Raw genomic sequence first — 15,183 nt, 5'->3', positions numbered from 1 at the left:
CCCATGCCGGGAGGGAAGGAGCGTGAGCTCCGCCGCCGCATCAGCAGCATCCAGTCGACGAAGAAGATCACGCGCGCCATGGAGCTCATCGCCGCCACCCGCGTCGTGAAGGCGATGCAGCGCGCCGATGCGGCCCGACCCTACGCCCGCCAGATCACCTCGGTCATCGAGAACCTCGCCGCCGGCGGGGCGACCGTCGACCATCCGCTCCTGCGTGAGGTCGAGGACGTCAAGCGGGTCGGCTTCATCGTGATCGCCGGCGACCGCGGTCTGGCCGGTGCCTTCAACACCAACCCGATCCGGGCCGGCGAGCGTCAGCTCATGGCCCACCAGACGGAGGGCAAGGACTACACCCTCTTCTGTGTCGGCAAGAAGCCCGGTGCGTACTTCCGCTTCCGCAACTATCGGGTGGACTACTCGTACGAGGGCTTCACCGCCGATCCGACCTACGAGGACGCCCGCCGCATCGCGGACGACGTCGCCAACGCCTTCATCAGCGGCGAGGTCGACGAGGTCGAGCTCATCTACACCGAGTTCGTCTCGATGGGCACCCAGCGGGTCTCGGTCCGCCGGTTCCTGCCGCTCGAGGACACCGCGGTCATGGCCGAGGGAGGTAGCGGCGACGCCGCGGCCGCGGCGGCCTTCGAGTTCGAGCCGTCACCCGAAGCCGTACTCGAGTCCCTGCTGCCCCGCTACATCGAGGCGCGGCTCTTCGGCGCCCTGCTCGACAACGCCGCGTCGGAGCACGCCAACCGCCAGCGGGCGATGAAGTCGGCCACCGACAACGCCGAGGACCTGATCACCAAGCTGAGCCGCGAGATGAACGCCGCCCGCCAGGCCTCCATCACCACCGAGATCATGGAGATCGTCGGTGGGGCCGAGGCGCTCGGCTCGGAAAAGGACGCGAAGTCCCCCTCGTTCGAGGCGTCGACCGTTTCGTCGAACACCGCGACTGCCGTGCTCGAGGCCGGCCCCTACGGCCCCGGGTCCGCGGCCCCGCTCGCCGACGGTTCGGCACCGTCCGCCGCGTTCATCATCAAGGGCAACGCCGACTCGATGCTGTACCACCGGCCCGACAGCCGCTCCTATGCGGTCACCGGCGCCGAAGTCTGGTTCGACAGCGAAGCATCGGCCCAGGCCGCCGGCTTCACCCTCGCCAACACCCACCCCTCTCCGGAATCCTGACCAGGAGCACCACCGCAATGACCGTCACCGAGAACGATCTCAAGCAAGGCCGCATCGTCGGCATCGCCGGCCCCGTGGTCGACGTCGAGTTCCCGCCCGGGCACCTGCCCGAGATCAACACCCAGCTCGACTTCGACGTCACCGTCGAAGGCGAGACGATCAACGTGCCCGCCGAGGTCGCCCAGCAGATCGGCGACAACCGCATCCGGGCCATCGCCATGAAGCCCACCGACGGCCTCACCCGGGGTGCGCCGGTGCGCAACACCGGTCACGGTGTGCAGGCCCCCGTGGGCGACGGCACCCTCGGTCACATCTGGAACGTCATGGGCGAGTGCCTCGACGAGCCGGGCCTCACGGTGGACGAGTACTGGAACATCCACCGGGCGGCACCGTCGTTCGACTCGCTCGAGCCGTCGGCGAAGATGTTCGAGACCGGCGTCAAGGTCATCGATCTGCTCACCCCCTACAAGGAGGGTGGCAAGATCGGTCTGTTCGGTGGTGCCGGTGTGGGCAAGACGGTGCTCATCACCGAGATGATCACCCGTGTGGCCTCGAACCACGGTGGTGTGTCCGTGTTCGCCGGTGTCGGCGAGCGCACCCGTGAGGGCACCGACCTCTTCATCGAGATGGGTGAGACGGTCATGGGCGACGGTGAGACCACCGTGCTCGACAAGGCCGCCCTCGTCTTCGGTCAGATGGACGAGCCGCCGGGCGTGCGCCTCCGCGTGGCGCTCTCCGGCGTCACCATGGCCGAGTACTTCCGTGACGTGCAGAACCAGGACGTGCTGCTCTTCATCGACAACATCTTCCGCTTCGTGCAGGCCGGCTCCGAGGTGTCGACCCTCCTCGGCCGCATGCCGTCGGCGGTGGGTTACCAGCCGACCCTGGCCGACGAGATGGGCGAGCTCCAGGAGCGCATCACCTCGACGCAGGGCAAGTCGATCACCTCGCTGCAGGCCGTGTACGTGCCGGCGGACGACTACACCGACCCCGCCCCGTTCACCTCGTTCACCCACTTCGACGGCACCACCGAGCTCTCGCGTGACATCGCGGCGCTCGGCATCTACCCCGCCGTGGATCCGCTGTCCTCCTCGTCCACCATCCTCGACCCGCTGGTCGTCGGCGACCGTCACTACAACGTCGCCCGCCGCGTGCAGGAGGTCCTCCAGCGCTACAAGGAGCTGCAGGACATCATCGCCATCCTCGGCCTCGACGAGCTCTCCGAGGAGGACCGCATCACGGTCGACCGGGCCCGCAAGGTGCAGAAGTTCCTGTCGCAGCCCATGTTCGTCGCGAAGACCTTCACCAACCAGGACGGCATCTTCACGCCGGTCACGGAGACCATCGAGTCCTTCGAGGCGCTCATCGACGGTGATCTCGATCACCTGCCCGAGCAGGCCTTCTTCATGGTCGGTGGCGCCGAGGACGCCGAGCGCAAGGCCGCCGAGCTGCAGGCGGAGGACTGAGCCGAATGTTCGAGGTCCAGGTCGTCTCCCCGGAGTCGGTGTCCTACACCGGTCAGGCCGAGATGGTCGTCGCGCGCACGGTCGACGGTGGCGACATCGCCTTCCAGACCGGCCACGTGCCCTTCATCGGGACGCTCGCCGTCTGGTCCGTCGACGTCATCCGTGACGACGGCGACCGCGACACCTTCGCCGTGCATCGCGGCTTCGTGCAGGTGAGCGGCGACCAGGTCACCATCCTGAGCGATGTCTCCGAGACGCGCGACGCGATCGACGTCGGCCGGGCCGAGGCCGCCAGGCAGCGGGCCGAAGCGGCGCTCCAGGCCGATGCGGACGATGCCGAGGCGGCGGCCGCGCTGGGTCGAGCCGAGCTCCGGCTCAGGGTCGCCAGCGGCGCGGACTGAGCTTTCGCAGCCGACGGCGCACCCGACCGAGTCGGCTGCGTACCGTCCGGGCCGGGCCGATCAGGCCCTGGTGGAAGCTGCCGTCGTCGGTGCACACCACGGGTTTGCGGGCGAGGCGGGCGATCTCGCGGGCCTGCCCCGGGTGCGACTCGGCGAAGAGGATCGCGTCGCTCTGCTTGTAGATCTCCGCCTTGAACGCCGCGTGCGGGTTCAGGGCCCGGCGGGTCTCGGCGTCGGGGAGGTCGAGCATGTGCAGCGCCCGGTAGACGACCCCGTGTTCGGCGAGCCAGGCCTCGGTCTCGGGTCGGTACTTCTCGAGCCGTGAGGTGACGATCGCCTGGACTTCGCGGCCCGGGAGCATGTGCGGCGCAGCGGTGCGGAGGAACTCCCGGTAGCGGGGTCCGTCGTCGTTCTCCTCGGGCGTCGGGTCAACACAGAGCACGCCGTCCATGTCGACACAGGCGCGCTCGAGGACGCTGTGGCTCATGAGGTTCCACGAGAACACCCGGGGCGGGGGGACCAGCTCGCACGCCACATCGACGAGATGGGCGGCCGACGGGATGACGAACACGGCGCCGTAGATCACCCGGTCGGCGAGCGGCGAGGCGTCGATGCGCGTGCGGGCCTTGGCCATGGCGGAGCCGGAGAACACGCTGTCGTCGAAAACGAGGATCCGACGGGCGGACTCGATGATGTCCGTGTCGGCGGTGTGGTCGAGTCGAGCCCCGGTTCCGAGCACGCGTCCCTCGAGCAGGCCGTCGAGGTCGGCGAGGGGGACGCCGCGGTGCAGAGCGAAGAGGTTGGCCGCGAGCAGCCCGGAGCGGGGGATGCCGGCGACGAGGTCGATGTCGGCCGGAAACGCGCTGAGGGCGCGTTTGATCGCGTTGTCCAGGTCACCGACGTCACGGAAGCTGACCCGTGGGATGCCTCGGGTCACTCGATCACCAGATCCCGGATGCCCTCTTCCGCCGGCGGGAACGCCATGTCGAGCTGTTCGAGCGTGTCCACGATGATCTCGCTCACGAGGAGATTCCGGAACCATTTCCGGTCGGCCGGGATGACGTGCCAGGGAGCGTGGTCGGTGCTGGTGCGCTCGAGCATCACACGAAAGGCCTCCTGATAGTCGTCCCAGTGGGCTCGCTCGCGCAGATCACCGGAATCGAACTTCCAGTTCTTGTCGGCCTCGTCCAGCCGATCTTGAAGCCGCTGGCGCTGCTCGTCCTTGGAGAGGTGCAGGTAGAGCTTGACGATCGTGGTGCCCTCGTCCGCCAGCAGCTTCTCGAAGGCGTTGATGTGTTCGTAGCGCCGCTCCCACTGCTCCGGCGGGACCAGATCGTGCACGCGCACGACGAGGACGTCCTCGTAGTGCGAGCGGTTGAAGACCGTGATCTCGCCCGACTTCGGTGTCTGGCGGTGGACCCGCCAGAGGAAGTCGTGGCCGAGCTCCTCGTCCGTCGGCTTCTTGAAGGAGGCGACCTTCACGCCCTGGGGGTTCACCTTGTCGAACACGTGGCGGATCGTGCCGTCCTTGCCGCCGGTGTCGGTCGCCTGGATGACCACCAGGACCTTGTGCTTCCCCTCGGCGTAGAGCAGCTCCTGGAGAGCTTCGAGCCGATCGTTCAGGTCGTCGGTCCGGTCCTTCGCGGCTCGTTTGTCGAGACCCCCGTCGTCGTCGGTCGTCCAGGCGCGGAGGTCGACGGGTTGACCGGGGGCGACGAGATACGGCGTGTGGTCCATCCGTGTAGCTTGCTTGATCCGGGCCATGAATGTGCCGACAAGGAATGCAGGAGTCCAATCCGTAGGGGAGGTGTGTCTGTTGTCCCCCGAAGACAACACCACGCGCGCAACCGAAATCGCACTTGCTGACGAGTTCCGCAGCGCCATCGACGACGCCCGGGAACGGGTCCACGCCGTGCTCGAGCCGGCGTGTCCGACACCGGCGTTCCTGCAAGCACTGCGTGAGGAGGTCCAGCGGGCGATGACCACGCCGGACGCCGTGCCCTATCCCGAGTTGGCCGACGCCGACGCGTACTGGGATGCGACGGTGAAGCCCCAGAGCCGCAGCGTCCGAACCGCCGTCGAGGAGATCGTCTCGTGGCTCGAGCAGCGGATCATCACGACCATGGAGGTCGCGGAAACGGATCTGAAGTCGCTGGTCGACGCCGCCGCCGCCGATCCGGGCGACGACCCGACCGCGCTGCGGGTGCTCATCGCCGAGGAGGTCGGATCCCGTTGCCTCGACCTCCATCACCAGATGGCCGAGGTGCTCAGCGTGCTCCCCACGAGCGACACGCTCGACGAGGCCCGTCGCCACGGCGACGAGGCGATGCGAGCCCAGGCGACCGCCGACGTCGAGTCGCTGAAGGCCGCCTATCTCCGCGACGCGGGCGGCGACGACGCCCATCAGCGCTTCGCCGAAGGTCAGTGGTCCGAGACCTTCGCCGAGCGGGTGAACCATCGCTGTTCGATGCTCGCCGGGCAGCCTCCGTGGCGCCACCAGGAGTTCGCCCTGGTCGGCTACGAGCGGGCCCGGAGCGAAGCCGAGCGCATCGTCGAGGAGTCCGCCGTGCGCCTCCAGGCGCCGCTGCGGGGCCTGCAGGAACTCCTGCTGGAGCGTTACGACGCCGGCGTCTCCGCCGACGCCTGACCGCCGTCGACCGCTCAGCCGTAGTCGACGGCGCTGAACTCGCTCAGCTTGTCGATCTGGTGGTGGGCGTCGACCTTGCGCACGGTGCCCGACCGGGACCGCATCACCAATGACTCCGTGTGGCAGCCGTAGCTGTCGAAGCGGACGCCGCGGAGGAGTTCGCCGTCGGTGATTCCGGTGGCCGCGAAGAAGCAGTCGTCGCTGCGGATGAGATCGTCGACCGTGAGCACCTGTGTGAGGTCGTAGCCGGCGTCGACCGCATCGTTGCGCTCCCGCTCGTTGCGGGGCCACAGCCGACCCAGCTGCTCGCCGCCCATGCACTTCAGGGCGGCGGCGGTGATGACACCTTCCGGCGTGCCCCCGATGCCGAACAGGATGTCGGCGCCGGACTGGGGCCACGCGGTGCTGATCGCCCCGGCGACGTCGCCGTCCGGGATCAGGCGGATGCGGGCGCCGGCGTCACGGACCTCGGCGATGATCTCCGCGTGCCGGTCGCGGTCGAGGATGACCGCCGTGAGGTCCCGCACGGATTCACGCTTGGCCTCGGCCACGGCCTCCAGGTTCTCCCGGACCGACTTGTCCATGCTGATGACGCCGGCGGCCTGGGGACCGACCGCGATCTTCTCCATGTAGACGCACGGTCCCGGGTCGAACATCGTTCCGCGCGGGGCCACCGCGATCACGGCGATCGCGTTGCCGCGACCCAGCGCCGTGAGGGTGGTGCCGTCGATCGGATCCACGGCGATGTCGGTCTGGGGCGGGGAACCGTCGCCGATGCTCTCCCCGTTGAACAGCATCGGGGCCTCGTCCTTCTCGCCCTCACCGATCACGACGATGCCGTCCATCGAGACGGTGTCGAGCACGATCCGCATCGCGTCGACCGCCGCACCGTCGGCTCCTTCCTTGTCGCCCCGGCCCATCCAGCGCGACGCAGCCATCGCGGCGGCCTCGGTGACGCGCACGAGTTCGAGTGCGAGGTTGCGGTCCGGCAGGTCCTGATTCGTCATCCTGGGAACGGTAGTCGGCCCGACGGCATGCGAGGATGTTGGCCGTGGCATTCCGGAATCGACGCAAGGACCGCAACGACGCCGATCCGGAGGACTCCTCCCCGGCCGTCGACGACGAGGCGGTCGAGGAGCTGACCGACGACGCCGACGGCGAGTGGCTGGCCTACGAACTCCACGAGTGGGCGGCCGAGTCGAGGTCGATGCTCGCCCAACTGCTGCTGGCCGACGGGGTCACCCACAGCTGGCAGGGCACCACCCTGCTGGCCCACGAGTCGGTCGAGAAGGAGGTGGACGCGCTCCTCGAGGAGGTCGAACAGGCCGAGGCGCGTGAGCTCGACCCCGATGAGCCGCAGGTCGCCTTCGAGATGGAGGGCTGGGGCGGCGAGCTCCAGGCGCTCCTCGCGGAGCGGCTCGGTGCCGTGGGCGTACCCCACGAGTTCGACGCCGACGGCGATCTCGTCTGTCACGAAGCCGACGAGGAGCAGGTCGAGCTCGTCATCGAGGAGCTGCTCGCCCGTGCCGCCGACGAGGGCCTCGAGGAGCTGGACGGCCTGGAGGCGAACGATCTGCTGAGCGCCCTCTTCGGGGCGGCGGACCGACTCCGTCGTGACGTGCACGATTCGAAGGGGGTGCTCGGCGTGCTCGAACACGGGCGCCGTCTCGCGGGAACGGCGACACCCTTCGGCTTCTCGGCCACCAACTGGACGTCGCTGCGCGACGGGGCCGGGGAGCTGTGTGATCTGCTCGAGGATGAGGACGCGACGGACGCGGACGTGACCGATCTGGCGGTGCGCCTGCGCGACACGCTCCAGCGCATCATCTGACCTCTCGAAACCCCGCCCGGCGCGTTAGCGTTGGACGATGTTGTTGGCCGAGATCGAGGTGTGTCACTCCCGCCCCATCGCGCCCACCCGGCGGGTCGCGGTCGGCAACACGGTGCTGCCCTGCGACCCCGCCCCCGGGTTCGGCGGCCTGCTCCTCGGTGCTGTCGCGGCGCGTTTCGTCCTCGACCTCGATCCCGACGATGTTCCGGACATCGTCGCCCTGACCCACGAGCTCGAAGCCGGTCGACGGATCCCGCAACCCCGCCTTCGTCACCGCTTCCAGGACGACCGGGTAGGGCTCACCCGCAGTGCCCACCGGTTGCATCGCGACGACGAGACCGACGCCATGCGCCTCCAGTTCACCACCGGCAAGGGTGGTCCGTCGCAGCAGGTGCTCGGCGCCGTCTACGCCGCGGGCCTGCTCCCGCCCGCGGTCCGCGGCGAGGTGCTGGCGGCGATCCGTCGGGGCCTCGCGTGGACCGGCGACATCGGGCCGGCGTTGCTCGCCCATCTCGCGGGCCGCGGCCGCCACGCCCTCTCCACCAGCGCGATGGCCGACCCGGTGGGCTGGGCGATGAGCGTGCTCGGACTCTCCGGTCTCGACGCCCGGCCGGCGAAGGGCGTCGTCCAGCGGGGCTATCGCGATGCCCTGCTCGCCGCCCATCCCGACCACGGTGGCGCCGACGCAGACGCGGCCCAGAAGATCGCCGAGATCGGCGAGGCCCGTCGTATCCTCCTGGCCCGCTGATGGTGAAGCCCTCCGGCCTCGTTCTCACCCATGGCGCGGGCGGCGATTCGTCGCACCGGCTGCTCGTGGCGCTCGAGGAGCACCTCCAGTTGCCCGTGTACCGGATGGACTTCCCGTACCGCAAGGAGGGCCGCAAGGCACCGGACCGGGCGCCGAAGCTCATCGCTGCGCTGCACGACGAGGTCGAGATCGCCGCGTCCACGCTCGGCGTGCGGGCCGACCGGCTCGCGTTCGGCGGCCGCTCGATGGGCGGGCGCATCTGCTCGATGGCGATCGCCGAAGGACTTCCGGCGTCGGCGGTGGTGCTGCTCAGCTATCCGCTCCACCCGCCCGGCAAGCCCGAACGTCTGCGCATCGAACACTTCGCGGATCTGGCGGTGCCCACGCTCTTCGTCAACGGCGACCGGGACCCCTTCGGCACGCCGGACGAGCTCGAGGCCCATATCGGCGCGATCGCGGGTCCGACGCAGGTCCACTGGCTGGAGGGGCAGCGCCACGACCCCAAGCCCTCGTTCGACGACGAGATCATCGAGGTCGTCGGCGCCTTCCTCCGGTCCCTCTAGCCTCGCGAGCGTGTGGGATCGCATCGAGAGCCTCGAACAGGAGCTCCGTGACGTCGAGATCCGCCTGAGCGATCCGGCGGTCCAGTCCGACGCGTCCCAACTGGCGGACCTGGGTCGTCGCTACAAGGAGCTCGACGAGGTGGTCGGTGTCGGTCGCCGCCTGCGAGCGGCCGCGGGGGACCTGGAGGTGGCGAACGAGATGTTCGCCGAGACGGCGGGCGACGATCGGGAGGAGCTGCGGGCCGAGATCGCCGAGCTCGAAGCGGCGATCGCGACGGACGAGGAGGCGATCCGGCTGCTCCTGCTGCCCCGGGACCCCAACGCCGATCGCAACGTGATCATCGAGATCCGGGGCGCCGCGGGGGGCGAGGAGGCGAACCTCTTCGCCCGCGACCTCTACGACATGTACGAGGCGTTCTCGAAACGCCAGGGATGGCGCTTCGAGATGCTCGGCTCGTCGCCCTCCGACCTCGGTGGTTTCACGGAGGTCACCGCGCTGATGTCGGGTGATGCGGTGTGGACCCGGATGAAGCACGAGGCGGGCACCCATCGCGTCCAGCGGGTGCCCGTCACCGAGTCCCAGGGCCGGGTGCACACCAGCTCGGCGACGCTCATCGCGTTGCCGGAGGCCGAGGAGGTCGAGGTCGACATCAGCGACAACGACCTCCGCATCGACACATACCGATCGAGTGGGTCCGGCGGTCAGTCGGTCAACACGATGGACTCCGCGGTGCGGATCACCCACCTGCCGACCGGTGTCACCGTCTCGATGCAGGACGAGAAGAGCCAGCTGAAGAACAAGAACAAGGCCATGCGGGTGCTGCGAAGCCGGCTGCTCGCCATCGAGCAGGAGAAGGCGGCCGAGGAGGCCTCGGACCTGCGGCGGGGCCAGGTGAGCACGGGGGACCGGAGCGAGAAGATCCGCACGTACAACTTCAAGGAGAACCGGGTCACCGATCATCGGATCGGCCTCACGATCCACAAGCTCGATCGTGTGTTGGCCGGCGAGCTCGACGACGTGAGCGATGCCCTGGTCGCCGAGGAGCGACAGCGCCAGCTCGAAGCCGGCGAGTGATGGGCAACGGGGACGGCACGATCGCCTGGCGGGAGCTGCTGGCCGAGGCCGCGGCCCGGGTGGGTGAGCGCGACGCCCGCCGCATCGTCGAGGAGTTGACGGACGCGGCGCCCGGGCAACTCCATCGCGAATTGGACGACCTCGTCACCGAACGGGCCCTGGCCCGATTCGACGAGATGGTTGCCCGCCGCGCCGCGGGCGAACCGTTGCAGTACGTGCTCGGTCGGTGGGGGTTCCGCTCGCTCGACCTCATGGTCGATCGGCGGGTGTTGATCCCCCGCCCCGAGACGGAGGTCGTCGCCGGACTCGCCATCGACGCCGTGGTCGCGCGGGGGACCGAGCGGGACGTGCTCGTGGCCGACCTCGGCACCGGATCCGGTGCCATCGCCCTGGCCGTGGCCGCCGAGTGCACGGCAGCGCGGGTGCTGGCCACCGATGCCTCGGCCGACGCACTCGCCGTCGCCCGGGCGAACCTCGCCGGACTCGGCCGGGCCGCGGCACGCGTGTCGCTCCACGACGGCTCGTGGTTCGACGCCCTGCCCGACGGGCTGTGCGGCAGTCTCGACGTGATCGTCTCCAACCCGCCCTACGTCGCCGACGACGAGGACCTTCCCGCGGTCGTGGGGGAGTGGGAGCCGCCCGGCGCGTTGCGGGCCGGCCCGGACGGACTCGACGACCTGCACTGCATCGTCGACCAGTCCGTCCGCTGGCTCGCCGCCGACGGCACGCTGGTGCTCGAGATGGCGCCCGACCAGACCGTCGCGATCGCGCGCCGATGCGAACAGCGGGGCTTCGTCGCCTCGATCCACCAGGACCTGGCCGGCCGCGATCGTGCCGTCGTCGCCACCCGAGAGGACGCCCCATGACCCCGACCGATCTCGACGACGCCGTGGCCGCGATGCTCGCCGGTGGGGTGGTGGCGATCCCGACGGACACCGTCTACGGCCTCGCTGCGGCGGCGGAGCACACGGGAGCGGTCGAGGCGATGTTCCGGTTGAAGAACCGACCCGTCGACGTGAAGGTCGCCGTGCTGGTGGCTGACGTCGACCAGGCCCGTCAGTTCGTCGATCTCGGTGCCGCGGGCGAAGCCCTCGCCGCTCGCTTCTGGCCCGGCCCGCTGACGATCGTCGCGCCACGCCATGTCATCGGGTCGCTGGCCGCCGGGGACGACGAGACGCTCGGCGTTCGCTGCCCCGACGACGCCGTGGCGCGCACCCTGGCCGAACGGGTCGGCCCGATCGCGGCGACCAGCGCGAACCTGCACGGTGACGACCCGCCCGCCCGGGCCGCCGATGTCGCCGAACTGTTCGCGGACGTGGACGTGGTCATCGACGACGGCCCCCGGCCGGGGGCGGCCTCGACGGTCGTGAGCGTGGTCGGCGACTCGCCGGTGGTGCTGCGCGAGGGGCCGATCAGCCAGGCGGACATCGACGCGGTCGTCGGCGCCGACTCATAAGCTCGGGTGATGCGCATCGCCGTCGGTTCCGACCATGCCGGTTTCGAGTTGAAGGAGCGGATCGCCGAGCATCTGCGCGACGCGGGCCACGAGGTCGTCGACTGCGGCACCGACTCGACCGAACGCGTCGACTATCCGGACTTCGGCGCCGCGGTCGGGCGTGCGGTCGCGGGCGACGACGCCGATGGCGGCGTGTGTGTCTGCGGCAGCGGCATCGGGATCGCGATGGCGGCGAACAAGATCGCCGGCATCCGTGCCGGGGTCGTCTGGGATGCGACGTCGGCCCGACTCTCCCGCGAACACAACGACGCCAATGTGATCTGCATCGGTGAACGGCTGGTCGGGCCCCAGGTGGCCATGGACGCCGTCGACGCCTGGCTCGGCGCGACGTTCGAAGGCGGCCGTCACGAAGGTCGCGTGGCCAAGCTCGACGCACTTGGCGGCCGATCGGTCTGAGGGAGACGCTCGGCGGTACGATGCCGTGATCGCGCCCACGAGGAGTCTCGAATGCCCTGGCCCAGCGCCGCCAACGATCCGGTCCTCGGTCTCATCACCGACGAGGAGACCCGCCAGAACACCACCATCCAGCTGATCGCGTCGGAGAACTTCGCGTCGCCGGCGGTGATGAAGGCGACCGGATCGGTCCTGACCAACAAGTACAGCGAGGGCTACCCGGGCAAGCGCTACTACGGCGGCAACATGGTCGTCGACCAGATCGAGGACGAGGCCCGCCGTCGGGTCTGCGCCCTGTTCGGTGCCGACCACGCCAACGTGCAGCCCCACGCCGGCGCCGTCGCCAACATGGGCGTCTACCAGGCGCTGCTCGAGCCGGGTGACACCGTGCTCGGGATGAGCCTCGACCACGGTGGCCACCTCACCCACGGCTCGCCGGTGAACTTCTCGGGTCTCCTGTACGACTTCGTCAGCTATGGCGTGACCGCGTCGGACGAGCGCATCGATTTCGACGACATGGCGGCCAAGGCCGCGGCGCACAAGCCGAAGATGATCGTGGCGGGGGCCACGGCGTATCCCCGGATCATCGACCCGACCCCGTTGCGCGAGATCGCGGACGATGTCGGCGCCCTGCTCATGTTCGATGCTGCGCACATCGCCGGCCTGATCGCCGGCGGCGCCCACCCGAACCCGCTGCCACAGGCCGACGTCATGACCTTCACCACGCACAAGACGCTGCGCGGGCCGCGGGGCGGCGCGATCCTGTGCCGGGAGGAGTACGCGGCGGCGATCGACAAGGCGATGTTCCCCGGGATCCAGGGCGGCCCGCTCGAGCACGTCATCGCGGCGAAGGCGATCGCGTTCGGTGAAGCGGCCACTCCCGAGTTCGGCGACTACGCGAAGGCGATCGTGGCGAACGCCCAGGCACTGGCCGAGGCGCTCGCCGGTCACGGATTCCGTCTCGTCAGCGGCGGTACGGACAATCATCTGCTGCTGGTCGATCTCCGCAGCTTCGACGAGGACCTGACGGGCAAGGAGGCGCAGGCCGTGCTCGACGACGCCGGCATCAGCCTCAACAAGAACACCGTGCCGGACGATCCCCGCTCGCCCTTCGTCACGTCCGGCGTGCGGATCGGCACTCCCGCCGTGACCACCCAGGGCATGCAGCCCGCGGACATGGCGACCGTGGCCGACCTCATCGCCCGGGCCCTGCGGGACCGGGCCGACTCGTCCGCCGTGGCCGCGGTGAAGGCGGAAGCGGCTGAGCTGTGCAGCCGGTTCCCGCCCTACCCCGAGCTCGGGGCCTGAGCCCCGCTTCGTCGTGCCGGCCCTGTCCGCCTACCTGACGGTCGGCGCCGCCGCGGCAGTCATCACCTTCCTGACGGTCCCGCTGGTCCGGCGGTTGTCGATCCGGATCGGCGCGGTCGCCGAGCCCGACGAGCGCCGTGTCCATCTCGTCGCCACACCACAGGGCGGCGGTGCCGCGATGCTCGTCGGCCTTCTCGGTGCCTTCGCGATCGCGGCGATGCTCGACGAGTTCTCGGGGGTGATGGCCGCTCGCACGGAGATGGTCGGGGTCGTTCTCGCGGCCGGGATCATCTGGAGTGTGGGGTTCGTCGACGACGTCCGGGCGATCTCGGCCCCGGCGAAGGTGGCCGGCATGGTGTTGGCCGGCTCGGTGATGTCGCTCACCGGCGTGTCGATCCTGTTCTTCCGGGTGCCGTTCTTCGATCTGTTGTTCCTGTCCGCCGACTGGTCGGCCCTCGTCACCGTCCTGTGGGTCGTCGGCATGGCGAACGTCGTGAACCTGATCGACGGCCTCGACGGGCTCGCCGGCGGCATCGTGGCGATCGCCTCCGCCACGTTCTTCCTCTACGCGCTCCAGCTCGGCAACGAGGGCGTGCTCGACCCGGCGAACCCCGGTGCCCTCTGGGCGTGCATCACCTTCGGCGTGTGCATCGGCTTCCTGCCCCACAACATCCACCCGGCCCGCATCTTCATGGGCGACGGCGGTGCCCTCCTGCTCGGGCTGCTGATGGCGGCGTCGACGATGTCGGTCGGCGGTCGCACGACGGAGGAGTTCTCCGGCCAGGCGTTCTTCTTCTTCGCCCCGATCTTCATCCCGCTGCTGATCCTCGCGGTACCGATCGCGGACACCGTCTTCGCGATCATGCGCCGGGCCGTGAAACGCTACGGCGTCGCCGAGGCCGACAAGGAACACCTCCACCACCGGCTCATGCGGCTCGGCCACGGGCACCGTCGGTCGGTCCTGATCCTGTGGCTCTGGACCGCCCTGCTGTCCGCCTTCGTGCTCTACCCGACCTACACGGGCGAGGGCGACGCCGTCGTGCCGATCGGGATCGCCGCGCTCGCGCTGGGTCTGTTCAGCATCTTCCATCCCCGCCTGCGGGGGGCGGCGGTCGAGGTGGACGAGGCGGAGCTCGATGCGATCGAGGCGGCCCGGGGGCGGCTCAGATCACCTCGACGGGCACGCCGCTCCTGACCTCGAGCTCCTCCACCATGAACGTGATGTCCTCGTTGGTGAGCCGCACGCAGCCGGACGACACCGTGGTGCCGATCGTCGACGGGTCGTTCGTGCCGTGGATGCCGAGCTGCCCGGGTCCGCCGTTGAACGACACGAAGGTGTCGGAGAAGCCCGACAGACCGTAGGCGAACGCTCCGTAGACGGAATCCGGGGTGGTCGGGCGTATGACCTCGGTCGTGTAGTAGCGCCCGCGCGGGGTGGGGGCGTTGTCGCGCGCCACGCCGACGGTGGTGGACAGCACCTCCTGCTCGTGGTCGAACACCGTGATCGTGAAGTTGTCGAGATCGACGCGGATGGCGTGGTTGTGGCGGAGCACGTCGACGTCGTTCTTGTGGACCCAACCGAAGGATCCGTTCGGGCGGATCGGCAGGAGGACGCGATAGTGGTCGATCCCGTCGAAGTCGTCGACCAGGAAGACGAGGCTGCCGCCGGAGTCGATCGGGTTGGCGAACGTCCAGGCGGGTTCGGCGTCTCCGACGGCGGCGTAGACCGGCACCTCGGATCGGTCATCGGGCGCCCGGGCCACGAACGACACCCCGATGCGGTCCTGGGGCGGCTCGATCGAGGCGATGAGCTGCTCCATCGGCGTGCCCGCCGCCGCGCCGGTCGGGTCGGGCACGGCGCTGACGGTCGTGTCCGGGGCCGAGCCGTCGTTCGAGGGGAGGGTCGTGGGCCCCGGCTCGAGCGGGATGTCCACGTCCTCGTAGGCGTCGAGGAGATCGCGCTCCGGTGCCGCGCACGCGGCGAGGCCCAGGGCCCCCGTGCCGATCAGGAACGCGCGGCGGTCGATCTCACTCATGGCGACCAACGGTA

The 15,183-nt window shown here is 69.7% G+C and carries 17 protein-coding genes; 13 read left to right on the top strand and 4 right to left on the bottom strand.

The features are described from left to right. The first annotated feature begins 3 nt into the window (after positions 1 to 3). The 3 genes from R8F63_11845 to atpC are packed head-to-tail and all read left to right on the top strand — an operon-like array spanning position 4 to position 3,052. The gene (locus R8F63_11845; protein MDW3219294.1) at positions 4 to 1,185 is read left to right on the top strand and encodes a F0F1 ATP synthase subunit gamma; all 1,182 of its coding nucleotides are present in this window, start codon (positions 4 to 6) and stop codon (positions 1,183 to 1,185) included. A 17-nt stretch (positions 1,186 to 1,202) separates the two neighbouring features. After that, positions 1,203 to 2,651 carry a F0F1 ATP synthase subunit beta gene (gene atpD / locus R8F63_11840; protein MDW3219293.1) on the top strand — a complete coding sequence of 483 codons (1,449 nt, stop codon included), beginning with the start codon at positions 1,203 to 1,205 and terminating at the stop codon, positions 2,649 to 2,651. Positions 2,652 to 2,656: 5 nt separating this feature from the next. Then, positions 2,657 to 3,052, top strand: coding sequence for an ATP synthase F1 subunit epsilon (gene atpC, locus R8F63_11835; protein ID MDW3219292.1), 396 nt, complete (start codon positions 2,657 to 2,659; stop codon positions 3,050 to 3,052). Here atpC and R8F63_11830 read toward each other — a convergent pair. Together R8F63_11830 and R8F63_11825 are read right to left on the bottom strand one after the other, a co-directional pair. Beyond that, entirely contained in the window at positions 3,027 to 3,989 is a 963-nt protein-coding gene (locus R8F63_11830) for a hypothetical protein (GenBank protein ID MDW3219291.1), read from the bottom strand. The two genes, atpC and R8F63_11830, sit on opposite strands and share 26 nt — an antisense overlap. Continuing rightward, positions 3,986 to 4,789 carry a polyphosphate kinase 2 family protein gene (locus R8F63_11825; protein ID MDW3219290.1) on the bottom strand — a complete coding sequence of 268 codons (804 nt, stop codon included), beginning with the start codon at positions 4,787 to 4,789 and terminating at the stop codon, positions 3,986 to 3,988. The genes R8F63_11830 and R8F63_11825 overlap by 4 nt, the downstream gene beginning before the upstream one ends. A 79-nt stretch (positions 4,790 to 4,868) precedes the next feature. Here R8F63_11825 and R8F63_11820 point away from each other — a divergent pair, with 79 nt between their 5' ends. After that, the gene (locus R8F63_11820) at positions 4,869 to 5,699 is read left to right on the top strand and encodes a hypothetical protein (protein ID MDW3219289.1); all 831 of its coding nucleotides are present in this window, start codon (positions 4,869 to 4,871) and stop codon (positions 5,697 to 5,699) included. 14 nt (positions 5,700 to 5,713) lie between these two features. Here the strand turns inward: R8F63_11820 and glpX are convergent, their stop codons facing one another. Then, on the bottom strand, positions 5,714 to 6,706 hold the full coding sequence (glpX, locus tag R8F63_11815; protein MDW3219288.1) for a class II fructose-bisphosphatase: 993 nt from the start codon (positions 6,704 to 6,706) through the stop codon (positions 5,714 to 5,716). 44 nt (positions 6,707 to 6,750) lie between these two features. Here glpX and R8F63_11810 point away from each other — a divergent pair, with 44 nt between their 5' ends. The 9 genes from R8F63_11810 to R8F63_11770 are packed head-to-tail and all read left to right on the top strand — an operon-like array spanning position 6,751 to position 14,328. Further along, positions 6,751 to 7,530: a hypothetical protein gene (locus R8F63_11810; GenBank protein MDW3219287.1), complete on the top strand. Its 780-nt coding sequence runs from the start codon at positions 6,751 to 6,753 to the stop codon at positions 7,528 to 7,530. Between the two features lie 37 nt (positions 7,531 to 7,567). Next, on the top strand, positions 7,568 to 8,278 hold the full coding sequence (locus R8F63_11805; protein ID MDW3219286.1) for a hypothetical protein: 711 nt from the start codon (positions 7,568 to 7,570) through the stop codon (positions 8,276 to 8,278). Continuing rightward, on the top strand, positions 8,278 to 8,841 hold the full coding sequence (locus R8F63_11800; GenBank protein MDW3219285.1) for an alpha/beta family hydrolase: 564 nt from the start codon (positions 8,278 to 8,280) through the stop codon (positions 8,839 to 8,841). The genes R8F63_11805 and R8F63_11800 overlap by 1 nt, the downstream gene beginning before the upstream one ends. Before the next feature lie 10 nt (positions 8,842 to 8,851). After that, positions 8,852 to 9,916: a peptide chain release factor 1 gene (gene prfA / locus R8F63_11795; protein ID MDW3219284.1), complete on the top strand. Its 1,065-nt coding sequence runs from the start codon at positions 8,852 to 8,854 to the stop codon at positions 9,914 to 9,916. Beyond that, positions 9,916 to 10,782 carry a peptide chain release factor N(5)-glutamine methyltransferase gene (gene prmC / locus R8F63_11790; GenBank protein MDW3219283.1) on the top strand — a complete coding sequence of 289 codons (867 nt, stop codon included), beginning with the start codon at positions 9,916 to 9,918 and terminating at the stop codon, positions 10,780 to 10,782. The genes prfA and prmC overlap by 1 nt, the downstream gene beginning before the upstream one ends. Beyond that, a complete protein-coding gene (locus R8F63_11785; protein MDW3219282.1) occupies positions 10,779 to 11,372 on the top strand; it encodes an L-threonylcarbamoyladenylate synthase in 594 nt (197 codons plus the stop codon). The genes prmC and R8F63_11785 overlap by 4 nt, the downstream gene beginning before the upstream one ends. Positions 11,373 to 11,381: 9 nt before the next feature. After that, positions 11,382 to 11,828, top strand: coding sequence for a ribose 5-phosphate isomerase B (gene rpiB, locus R8F63_11780; protein ID MDW3219281.1), 447 nt, complete (start codon positions 11,382 to 11,384; stop codon positions 11,826 to 11,828). A gap of 51 nt (positions 11,829 to 11,879) precedes the next feature. Continuing rightward, on the top strand, positions 11,880 to 13,133 hold the full coding sequence (gene glyA, locus R8F63_11775; GenBank protein MDW3219280.1) for a serine hydroxymethyltransferase: 1,254 nt from the start codon (positions 11,880 to 11,882) through the stop codon (positions 13,131 to 13,133). 13 nt (positions 13,134 to 13,146) lie between these two features. Beyond that, positions 13,147 to 14,328 (top strand): MraY family glycosyltransferase, encoded by a 1,182-nt coding sequence (locus R8F63_11770; protein ID MDW3219279.1) that lies wholly within the window; start codon positions 13,147 to 13,149, stop codon positions 14,326 to 14,328. Here R8F63_11770 and R8F63_11765 read toward each other — a convergent pair. Beyond that, on the bottom strand, positions 14,297 to 15,169 hold the full coding sequence (locus R8F63_11765) for a L,D-transpeptidase (GenBank protein MDW3219278.1): 873 nt from the start codon (positions 15,167 to 15,169) through the stop codon (positions 14,297 to 14,299). The two genes, R8F63_11770 and R8F63_11765, sit on opposite strands and share 32 nt — an antisense overlap. Between the last annotated feature and the right edge of the window lie 14 nt (positions 15,170 to 15,183).

The organism is Acidimicrobiales bacterium (genome assembly GCA_033344915.1).
Lineage (GTDB): Bacteria > Actinomycetota > Acidimicrobiia > Acidimicrobiales > Aldehydirespiratoraceae > JAJRXC01.
This window is presented reverse-complemented; position numbering and strand designations above follow the sequence as displayed.

Excerpts from the sequence above, each read along its gene's own strand:
- R8F63_11845 (MDW3219294.1), top strand. The coding sequence starts at position 4 with ATGCCGGGAGGGAAGGAGCGTGAGCTCCGCCGCCGCATCAGCAGCATC.
- atpD (MDW3219293.1), top strand. The coding sequence starts at position 1,203 with ATGACCGTCACCGAGAACGATCTCAAGCAAGGCCGCATCGTCGGCATC.
- atpC (MDW3219292.1), top strand. The coding sequence starts at position 2,657 with ATGTTCGAGGTCCAGGTCGTCTCCCCGGAGTCGGTGTCCTACACCGGT.
- R8F63_11825 (MDW3219290.1), bottom strand. The coding sequence starts at position 4,789 with ATGGACCACACGCCGTATCTCGTCGCCCCCGGTCAACCCGTCGACCTC.
- glpX (MDW3219288.1), bottom strand. The coding sequence starts at position 6,706 with ATGACGAATCAGGACCTGCCGGACCGCAACCTCGCACTCGAACTCGTG.
- R8F63_11805 (MDW3219286.1), top strand. The coding sequence starts at position 7,568 with ATGTTGTTGGCCGAGATCGAGGTGTGTCACTCCCGCCCCATCGCGCCC.
- R8F63_11800 (MDW3219285.1), top strand. The coding sequence starts at position 8,278 with ATGGTGAAGCCCTCCGGCCTCGTTCTCACCCATGGCGCGGGCGGCGAT.
- prmC (MDW3219283.1), top strand. The coding sequence starts at position 9,916 with ATGGGCAACGGGGACGGCACGATCGCCTGGCGGGAGCTGCTGGCCGAG.
- R8F63_11785 (MDW3219282.1), top strand. The coding sequence starts at position 10,779 with ATGACCCCGACCGATCTCGACGACGCCGTGGCCGCGATGCTCGCCGGT.
- rpiB (MDW3219281.1), top strand. The coding sequence starts at position 11,382 with ATGCGCATCGCCGTCGGTTCCGACCATGCCGGTTTCGAGTTGAAGGAG.
- glyA (MDW3219280.1), top strand. The coding sequence starts at position 11,880 with ATGCCCTGGCCCAGCGCCGCCAACGATCCGGTCCTCGGTCTCATCACC.
- R8F63_11765 (MDW3219278.1), bottom strand. The coding sequence starts at position 15,169 with ATGAGTGAGATCGACCGCCGCGCGTTCCTGATCGGCACGGGGGCCCTG.